This is a genomic window from Mycobacterium sp., from assembly GCF_019247615.1.
Lineage (GTDB): Bacteria > Actinomycetota > Actinomycetes > Mycobacteriales > Mycobacteriaceae > Mycobacterium.
In genome coordinates this window covers 1-8,881 of sequence record NZ_JAFBAT010000261.1, presented here as the reverse complement: position 1 = coordinate 8,881, position 8,881 = coordinate 1, and the positions used below count along the sequence as shown (strand labels likewise).

Below are 8,881 nucleotides of genomic sequence, written 5' to 3'. Positions count from 1 at the left end.
CGAGCGGGTAGCCGGGGCCGGCGAGACTGCGCGGTGAAGTCACATTCGCCACACGCTTCTCCGTCCGAGTGGGCACCCCTTGTGCCCGGCTCATAGATTTTCGCTCAGTCCGGTGATGGGGCGGCGCCCCGTTGTGGGAAAACCGGCAGCATTCTGGCGCTGCGGGAGCATCTGATCGCCGAGCGCGTGACGTGCGTGGTGATCGAGTCGTGCGTTTGGGCGTGCTCGAGCACAAGCAGCGGGAAATCACCGCGCTGCGAAATCAAACCTCATCGACGACATCGTGCTGCGCGAGCGACTGAAGACCCGGCTTTAGGGTTAGCGCCGGGACGCCAAGCCCACGGGCCAGACGCCGACGGCCAGAGAGAGTTGGGGCCGTCGATCTGCGGAATTCACTGACTGTTCAGGCACGCTTCGGTTCCACATCGATGACTGCACATGCGCACCGCGTGTCCTCACGTTATGCGCGTTGTACAGGTCGCCAACTTCTATGGCCCCCGCTCCGGCGGCCTACGCACCGCGGTGGACCGGCTGGGCGCGGAATACTGTGCCACCGGTCACGAAGTTTTTCTGATCGTTCCCGGCCGATATGCCGAGCGGACCCAGATGCCCACCGGCGTGGTGCGAATCACTTTGCCAGCCAGGCTGATTCCGTTCACCGGGGGCTACCGCGCGGTGCTGCCGGGTCCCGTCAAAGCGCTGCTGAAGGCGCTGCGCCCCGACGCCCTGGAGGTTTCCGACCGGCTCACGCTGAGGTCGTTGGGGCCGTGGGGCCGCGAATATGGCGCCAGGACGGTGATGATATCCCACGAGCGCCTGGATCGCCTTGTGGGACAGGTACTTCCGAGGAGGACGGCGGAGAAGTTCGCGGACGTCGCCAATCGGCGCACGGCCGCCAACTACGACACCGTGGTCTGCACGACGGCCTTTGCGCGCGAAGAATTCGACCGGATCGGTGCGACGAACACCGTCACCGTCCCGCTGGGCGTGGACTTGCAGACGTTCCACCCGCGCCGCCACTCCTACCTGGTGCGGCGGCGCTGGGCCGCTCCCCAACAGATCCTGCTTGTCCACTGCGGCCGGCTGTCGGTGGAAAAGCGTGTCGACCGCAGCATCGACGCCCTCGGTGCGCTGTGTCATGCCGGCGTCGATGCCCGGCTGGTCATCGCCGGCGAGGGGCCGTTGCGGGCCAGGCTGCAGCGACAGGCCGCCCGCCTTCCCGTCGACTTCACCGGTTTCATCCACGACCGGCACACGGTTGCGGGCCTGCTGGCCTCGGCCGATGTGACGCTGGCGCCCGGGCCGCACGAGACCTTCGGGCTGGCCGCGTTGGAATCGCTGGCATGCGGAACGCCGGCCGTTGTGTCGCGGACGTCGGCGCTGACCGAGATCATCACCCCCGACAGCGGCGCCTTGGCCGACAATGACCCCTTCGCCATCGCGTGGGCTGTCGGGGCTATCGTCGGCCGGCCCGAACACCACCGCCGCCGCTCCGCCAGGCGCCGGGCGGAGAGCTTCACCTGGGAACGCGCCGCAGCCGGCATGCTCGCGTCGTTGGAAACTCGAGCGACCGCGTAGCTATCACCGGCGCTAGCAGAAACCGAGATGACCTACCGGTTCGCTTCGCCGGCTTTCGAACGCGAAGTCATTTCAGTGAATCACGTTGATAGCGGGTCGATTACAGCTCAGCTAGGCTTGCTGGGGCTGTGTTTGCCCGGGCAGTATTCGGCGGTGGCTGCCCCGATGAACATCTCGGCCTGCTGCTGGGTCAACTTGTGCGTACCGGTCAGCTGGTCGATCTCGTCCTTCTGGCTGTAGCCCGCGTCGAGGTCCTGGCACATCACGCGGGCCATGTTCACGGCCTGGGCTGGGGAACCGAGGTTGATGCCATGCGAGTTCAGGTAGCTGGTGAAATCGGCATCGTCGGCGCGTGCGGCGCCTCCGGGTACGAGCATGACAGCCAGCAGTGCGCCGAACGCGCCTGCGCAAATCTTCTTTGTCATATCCTCCACCACCTTCGAAAGCTTCACGTCATCCTCGGACCATCACGACGGTCACACGCCGCAAGAACCCAGTGCAAATGATCCTTCCCTGGAACCGGCCGGTCAAGAGCCTGGTGCGAGGTCCTGCGCTCGCGATCCAAACCTCAACCCCCAGTTTGCTTTTAGTTCTTGCCAAATTTAAATCCATGGTATCGCCGACCTCGTTAGCCACGGCAAGTGTTCAATCTCCCGTTCACCCTCAATTCGGGGCCCGTTTACTTTCCGACGCCGCTAGGCTTCTGAGGACCGCAAGGAGGTTGCCATCGATGGACACCCGCGACCAGGTGCTGATCACGGCCACCGAGCTGGCCGCCCGGATCGGGGCCGGCGATCCGCTGCGGATCCTCGACGTGCGCTGGCGGCTCGATGACCCCGATGGGCACGCGGCCTACCTGCGGGGCCACCTACCGGGCGCGGTGTACGTCTCACTCGAGGACGAGCTCAGCGATCACACGAACGTCGGCCGCGGCCGTCACCCACTGCCGTCGGGGAGCAACCTGGAGGCGTCGGCACGCCGATGGGGAATCCGGCAGGGTGATCTGGTCGTGGTCTACGACGACTGGAACCGCGCGGGTTCGGCACGAGCGTGGTGGGTGCTGACCGCGGCCGGACTCGAAAATGTGCGCATCCTGGACGGCGGCCTGTCCGCGTGGCAATCGGCCGGCGGCAGCCTCGAGACCGGCCCGGTCACTCCGCGACCCGGGAATGTGACGGTGCCGCACGCTGATCTTTATGCCGGTGGCCGACAGACCTTGACGGCGGAACAAACCGGTGCCGACACCGTGACGCTGCTCGATGCGCGAGCAGCCGAACGCTTCCGCGGCGATGTCGAACCCCTCGATCCCGTCGCCGGCCACATCCCCGGCGCGAAGAACCTGCCCAGTGGCGCCGTCCTGGCGCCCGACGGCACCTTTGTCGACGACCGCTCGATCGCTGAATTGCTGTCCGGCCACGGCGTAGATCGTCACGGCCGCATCGGCGTCTACTGCGGGTCGGGTGTGACCGCGACGGTGGCCATCGCGGCACTCGCCGCGGCGGGCCGGCAGGCGGCGCTGTATCCGGGGTCGTGGTCGGAGTGGTGCTCGGATCCGACCCGTGCGGTTGCCCGCGGTCCCGAATAGCTGCGCGGATTGCAGCCTTGCGAGAAGCCCCATGCCCCAACGGAAACGGCCGGTTTCCGGTCACGTTGCCCGACAGCAGTTTCCAATGATCGGCGAATGACCCGAAAGGGGGTCCCTGTGATCCGAGCCCGCGCAGGAATTTTCAGCCTCACGCCTCCAGCGCCGCCCGACGCCGACGAAACGTACCTGCGTTGGCACCTACTGGATCACATGCCGGAGCAATACCAACTGCCGGGAATCGTCCATGGGCTCCGCTGGATCGCCGACGGCGACTACCTCGACCACCGGTTGGCGGCCCAAGGACCGCTCGGGCAGGTCGGTAACGCGGTGCACTACCTGGTGGGTGACCCCGTGGAGCAGACCTTCGATGACTTCGTCGCACTGGGGCGCGCGCTGCGGGAGAACGGCCGCTTTCCCGTCACGCGACCGTCGTTGCAAGTGGCCGGGCTGCGCCTACTGCAGTGGCGGTCCTCGCCGCACGCGCTCATCTCCGCCGAGGTGGTGCCGTTCCGCCCGCACCGCGGAATCCTGCTGCTCGTCGAAGAACCCGTCGACGGCCGCCCGGACGAGTGGCTGCAATGGCTGCATGCTGAACACTATCCGGCGCTGCTCGCCGTGCCGGGCACCGCCGGCGCGTGGACCTTCGGTTCGAGCACCGCATGGAGCCATCTACCCCGGGGATGGCGGACGGATCACCAATACATCACCGTCGTTTACCTCGACGCGGATCCCGTCGCTACCACGGAGGCCCTGAGCCACATCGTCGAAGAACGCTGGCGGTCAACGGCGGTGCGGCCCGTTTTCGCTGGACCGCTTCGGACGATGGTCACGTGGGAAGCGTGGCCGTGAGGCGACGCAGCCGAATGGGCTCTATAGTCCTCGTGTCGCTCTTGCAACGGAGGTGGGATGACCAATAGCGCGCCGCGGCGGCGCCTCGTTCGCGCTGCCACCGGACTCGGCGTGGCCGTATTGGGGAGCTATCTGTCGGCCTGCTCCAGCAACAATGCTCAGCCGCCTGTTGCAGCAACTTCGAGTCCGGCTGCCTCGACCACCACCGTGATGATGGACGGCAACAAACACACGATGACCGCACGGGTCGAGTGCAAAAGCTCGGCAGCGCAACCGAGTGCGACGCCCGCCGAGTCGGGCGACCTCACAACCCGTATCACGGTTCACGACGATTCGGCGTCGATATCGTTGGCTATTTCGGACGAAAAACCGCCCAGCGTCGATGGGTTCGCCATTTCGCTCAAGACTGAATCGGGTCAGTATCAACTGCCCTATCAGGCACCCGAATCGGCTACCCAGGTCCAAGCGACCAAAGACGGCAAGAGTTACACGGTGACCGGCACGGGCCAAGGCGTCTCGCCTAACCAAGGCGACGTCCACCAGGTGACCTTCGGCATTCACGTAACCTGCCCCTGAGCCTCGGCGCCCCAAAAGGCGTCGCCGTCCCCGAACGGTCGCCTGACGTGGTTGTCGAACCGCGATCACCTCTGAGATGCTTGCGGCTTGGACATCTTCGCGGACTGGCAACAGGGGGCGACCGAAATTCGCTGGCGGTCGACAACCGCCGCCAACGACGGGGAGGAAGTCGCGGTTTTCAGCCGCCGCTGCGGCACAGTCGGGGCGCCTGCACTGGTCCTCGTGCACGGCTTCCCGACGAGCAGCATCGACTACTTCGCCCTATCCGGCGAACTGAGCTCCGAGTTCGACATCTTTCTGCTGGACTTTCCGGGTTACGGCTTGTCCGACAAACCACCCGCGCCGCATGTCTATTCGCTGTACGACGACGCACGGCTGCTGGTCTACGCCATCACTCAGGTGTGGCGGCTGACCGAATATCGCATGCTGGCCCATGATCGGGGCAGCAGCGTTGCCATGATCGCGCTGGAGATGTTGGCGGCTCAAGATCCACTCGCCGTACCCGTCGACTTCATCGTGACGAACGCCAACATTTATCTGCCGATGTCGAACCTCACCTCGTTCCAAACAGCGCTGCTCAACCCCGCAACCGGACGTGACACCGCGGCGGCCACGACGCCGGAGATGCTGGCGGCCGGCTTGGGCGCCAGCACCTTCATGCCACGGCGGACACTGGATGACCCGGAAATCACGGCGCTGGCAAAGTGCTTCGCCCACAACGACGGAGTCCGCGTCTTGCCGGACACCATTCAATACCTCAAGGAGCGGGCAGCGGATGAAACCCGTTGGCTGGAAGCGCTTTCCGCCAGCCTGGTCGACACCACGGTGGTGTGGGGACTGCACGACAACGTCGCGCCGCTGCGCGTCCCCAACTATGTGTGGCAGACGTACTTGAGGAACAAGCCAGGCCGGAACCGCTACTGGGTGATCCCCGGCGCCGATCACTACCTGCAGTGCGACGCGCCGGGGCAGTTGGCCCAGATCGTTCGCCTCACGACCGGCGGTCAGGACATCCCGCTGCAGACGCTTGCCAACCAGCCCGACGGCGCGGTGCTGGTGGACCAAGCCGCGCCGTAGCCAACACTCGAGCGCGACGTCGCAGCCATCGTAATTTCGCGTGGCCGGCGTCGAGTTGTTGGGAGAAAATGGGCCTCTCGCCAACAACAAGTCGACGTTGGGGCGCCCTAATTAGGTGAAGACGGGCAGGCTCGACCATCCCCGCACGCTGGACGTGTGCGCCTTCCGCGCGTTGGCGTAGTCGACCTCCCACTCCGGCCAGCGGCGGATGACCTCCTCGAGCGCCACGCGCGCCTGCATGCGCGCCAAGGCCGATCCCAGACAGAAGTGCAGCCCGTGGCCGAAACTCAGATGGGTGTCACCGCGATGGATGTCGAATCTCTCCCCGTCGGGATACCGGCGCTCGTCTCGGTTGGCAGATCCGTTGAGGAGCAAGATGATCGACCCCTCGGGGATCGTTGTGCCGTGACATTGCACGTCGCGGGCGACGTAACGGGCCTGCACCGGTGAGGGCGCTTCGTAACGCAGAACCTCCTCGATCGCCATGGGAATCAGCGACGGGTTCTCCACGATCTGCCGACGCTGGCCGGGGTGCTCGGCCAGCAATTGGCCGATGAAGCCGATCAAACGCGTCGTCGTCTCGTTGCCCGCGCCGGCGATCATGCTGGTGTAGAGCAGCACCTCGGAGCGGGTGAGCCGCCGGGTTCCGCCATCGTCGTCGACCTCCGCGTTGAGCAGCTGTGTCATCAGATCATCGGAGGGATGGCCGACCCGCCAATCGATGTAGTTCGCAAACATCTCGTGGCTGTGCTCCAAAAAGTCTTGCGGCACCGCGCGAAACGTTCCCTCTCTGAGGGTGAGCTGGCTGCCACCCTTGTCGCGGATCGCTTGCTGATCGGCTTCGGGGATGCCTAGCAGATAGCCGATGGTACGCATCGGGACCATCGCGCCGAGGTCCTCGACGAAGTCGAACCTCCCCGAGCCCACCAACGGGTCCAGCGCACGCACGCAGAACGCGCGGGTGAGCGGCTCGATAGCCTCCATCCGCCGGGGCGTGAAAACCTTTGACAGCAACCGGCGATGCAGATCGTGAATCGGCGGGTCCTCGAAGAGGATGACGCCCGGCGGCAGGTTGATGCCGCTCATGATGATGTCCATGGTGGTGCCGCGACCCGATCGAAAAACATCGAAGTTCATCAACTCGCGGGAGACATCCGTATAGCGGCTCAGCGCGTAGAAGTTGTATTTGTCGTTGTAGTACAACGGCGCTTCGTCGCGGAGCCTCTTCCAGACCGGATACGGGTCGTCGTCGATGTCGAAATCGAACGGGTCGTAGTAAAGCTCTGCCGTGCTTGCTCCGGTCATACTGGTGTCTTTCCCTCCGACAGGGCCTCGGGCAACACGACGTCGCCGACGCGCTTGAGATAGGGCCATGCGAGGTCCGGGGGCAGTCCGCCGCACAAGGGCGCCAGGTTGAGTATCTGGCCGGCGCGAATCCGCGAAATTGCCTCCGGCACAGAGATGATCACGTGCGACGCCGCCGCCTCGCGCAACTGGTCAACCGTTGTCACGTGGGAGAAACCCGCCGAGGTCTCGTTGCCCGGATTCCACTCGGCATAGGTGCGCGCGTCGTGCAGCAGGTGCTCGCCCAGCTCCGACCAGGCCTGCTCCACGTCCCCGGCTACGAAGACGACCGACGGGGTGTCGCGGTCGGGAAGCATTGTGGGCCCCGGCTGCTGACCGTGTTCGCGGCAGGCGGCTTCGTAGGCCTCCTGCATGCCGGGGACCTTACCGTTGGCCAACAGGCCGAGGCCGTATCTGCCGGCACGTCGGGCCGCCGCCACACTTCCCCCGCCCCACACCAACGAAGGGCCGCCGGGGGTCTGTGGCCGCGGTGTCACCGTTATGCGTCGTCCATCGTGAATGACCGTCTCGCCGGCGAGCAGCCGGCGCAGCAGCGGCAGATTCCGGTCGGCGAGCCGGCCGCGATCCTTCAGGGTCAGCCCGAAGTGCTCGAACTCCTCCGGCCGATACCCCAGGGCCAGGATGTACGACGCCCGGCCACCGCTGATGATGTCGAGGACCGCCATGTCCTCGGCGAGCCGCACCGGTTCATAAAACGGAAAAATGAGGATCAGGCTGAGTCCAAGGCGCTGTGTGCGCGAGGCAACCGCGGATCCCAACAAAAACGGGGAGGGCAGGTAGCCGTCCTCGGACCCGTGGTGCTCACAGAACACCGCGGCGAGTCCGCCATGCTCCTCGGCCCAGGCGCACATTTCGGGCACCGCACCGTACAGCGCTGCCGGGGGCGCTCCCCAGGAGGGGGCGCGCATGTCAAAGCGCAGCGTGAACACACTCATCTCCCAGCAACCTAATATTTGTGCCCCGTACGCTACGTCTGGTCCAAGATTCGCGTCAACGTCTGACCACCCAGCCACCGCCCCTCGCGTCCAGCTCACGCACACATGTCGATCACCGCTGCGTAGAGAACGACGGCCGGTGCGGCCCAGTCCGGTGCGCAATGTCGAACCGGAGGGTGAACATGACAAAGGAGATTAACCTAAAATATGTTCTGCCGGCTCAAGCCGTGCCATTGACGCCATCGGTCCGGCGCTCAATTGTTGGGTGGGGCCCTACGCAGGGCAATCATCAACGGCGACACCGGTTATCCCTGGGGCGCCTCGCACACCGAAGCTTTCCGGACGGGCGGCGAATGGCTCGACGCGCTGCTGGACGGCCTCGACGCGAACCGAGCGCTGCTGGGCGATCTGGTCGCCGAGCATCTTCCGGGAGCGAAATATCCACGGCCACAAGGAACTTACCTGGCATGGCTCGATTGCCGCGCGCTCGGCTTTGCGGAGGAAGTCAACGATGGCCTCGCCGTGGTGGCGGACGTGTCAGGGCCAGCGCGCCCGTTTCTCGACCACGCCCGCGTCGCGATTCGCACGGCCATTACTCGAACGCCACCGACGCTCGGGTGGCGATCAACTGCGTCGACCAGCCCCCGATCACCGACCGCGCCAAGGTGATTGACGAAGACCGCCCTGGCGAGACCGCGGCGACTCAGGCGGAGATTTCTTCGGAGCCCCGGTTGAGGTTCCGGAAACCCTGAGCTGGTTCCTTCATGCGTAGCTTGAACGGCACCATCTTCCACTCGAACCTCGCCGTCGTCCCCAGCTTGCCGAACAAGCTGCGCTCTGGCACTGGGGGCGGTACGTCGGACGTTGCGAGGTCGATGTAATGCGTCGACGTTTCCCCAATGCCCTCGAAGTCGTG

8 protein-coding genes and 3 pseudogenes are annotated in these 8,881 nt (G+C 65.3%); 7 read left to right on the top strand and 4 right to left on the bottom strand.

Features of this window, described 5'->3' with window-relative positions; translation table 11 throughout:
- Positions 1-462 precede the first annotated feature (462 nt).
- Positions 463-1,578 (top strand): glycosyltransferase, encoded by a 1,116-nt coding sequence (locus tag JO059_RS18000; protein ID WP_293321113.1) that lies wholly within the window; start codon positions 463-465, stop codon positions 1,576-1,578.
- Between the two features lie 107 nt (positions 1,579-1,685).
- On the opposite strand, the gene JO059_RS17995 is transcribed toward JO059_RS18000, so the two are convergent.
- Positions 1,686-2,003, bottom strand: a complete 318-nt coding sequence (locus tag JO059_RS17995; protein ID WP_293321111.1) for a DUF732 domain-containing protein — start codon at positions 2,001-2,003, stop codon at positions 1,686-1,688.
- A gap of 305 nt (positions 2,004-2,308) precedes the next feature.
- Between JO059_RS17995 and JO059_RS17990 the strand changes: the two genes are divergently transcribed.
- The 4 genes from JO059_RS17990 to JO059_RS17975 all read left to right on the top strand — a co-directional run bounded on the left by JO059_RS17990 (position 2,309) and on the right by JO059_RS17975 (position 5,665).
- Complete coding sequence (locus JO059_RS17990) at positions 2,309-3,163, top strand: sulfurtransferase (RefSeq protein ID WP_293321109.1); 855 nt, start codon at positions 2,309-2,311, stop codon at positions 3,161-3,163.
- 120 nt (positions 3,164-3,283) lie between these two features.
- On the top strand, positions 3,284-4,012 hold the full coding sequence (locus JO059_RS17985) for a hypothetical protein (protein ID WP_366516239.1): 729 nt from the start codon (positions 3,284-3,286) through the stop codon (positions 4,010-4,012).
- Between the two features lie 57 nt (positions 4,013-4,069).
- Positions 4,070-4,588, top strand: a complete 519-nt coding sequence (locus JO059_RS17980) for a lipoprotein LpqH (RefSeq protein WP_293321105.1) — start codon at positions 4,070-4,072, stop codon at positions 4,586-4,588.
- Positions 4,589-4,675: 87 nt separating this feature from the next.
- The gene (locus JO059_RS17975; RefSeq protein WP_293321103.1) at positions 4,676-5,665 is read left to right on the top strand and encodes an alpha/beta fold hydrolase; all 990 of its coding nucleotides are present in this window, start codon (positions 4,676-4,678) and stop codon (positions 5,663-5,665) included.
- Between the two features lie 111 nt (positions 5,666-5,776).
- Here the strand turns inward: JO059_RS17975 and JO059_RS17970 are convergent, their stop codons facing one another.
- Together JO059_RS17970 and JO059_RS17965 are read right to left on the bottom strand one after the other, a co-directional pair.
- A complete protein-coding gene (locus JO059_RS17970; protein WP_293321101.1) occupies positions 5,777-6,970 on the bottom strand; it encodes a cytochrome P450 in 1,194 nt (397 codons plus the stop codon).
- Entirely contained in the window at positions 6,967-7,959 is a 993-nt protein-coding gene (locus JO059_RS17965; RefSeq protein WP_293321115.1) for an LLM class flavin-dependent oxidoreductase, read from the bottom strand. Before JO059_RS17965 ends, JO059_RS17970 begins: the two co-directional genes overlap by 4 nt.
- Positions 7,960-8,286: 327 nt before the next feature.
- On the opposite strand from JO059_RS17965, the pseudogene JO059_RS17960 reads away from it, so the two are divergent.
- Positions 8,287-8,553: pseudogene (locus JO059_RS17960) on the top strand (cystathionine beta-lyase); the annotation flags it as partial.
- Positions 8,538-8,648: pseudogene (locus JO059_RS17955) on the top strand (hypothetical protein); the annotation flags it as partial. The pseudogenes JO059_RS17960 and JO059_RS17955, both read left to right, overlap by 16 nt.
- Before the next feature lie 20 nt (positions 8,649-8,668).
- Here JO059_RS17955 and JO059_RS17950 read toward each other — a convergent pair.
- Positions 8,669-8,881, bottom strand: a pseudogene (locus JO059_RS17950) (DUF2652 domain-containing protein); the annotation flags it as partial.

Excerpts from the sequence above, each read along its gene's own strand:
- JO059_RS18000 (WP_293321113.1), top strand. The coding sequence starts at position 463 with ATGCGCGTTGTACAGGTCGCCAACTTCTATGGCCCCCGCTCCGGCGGC.
- JO059_RS17990 (WP_293321109.1), top strand. The coding sequence starts at position 2,309 with ATGGACACCCGCGACCAGGTGCTGATCACGGCCACCGAGCTGGCCGCC.
- JO059_RS17980 (WP_293321105.1), top strand. The coding sequence starts at position 4,070 with ATGACCAATAGCGCGCCGCGGCGGCGCCTCGTTCGCGCTGCCACCGGA.
- JO059_RS17970 (WP_293321101.1), bottom strand. The coding sequence starts at position 6,970 with ATGACCGGAGCAAGCACGGCAGAGCTTTACTACGACCCGTTCGATTTC.
- JO059_RS17995 (WP_293321111.1), bottom strand. The coding sequence starts at position 2,003 with ATGACAAAGAAGATTTGCGCAGGCGCGTTCGGCGCACTGCTGGCTGTC.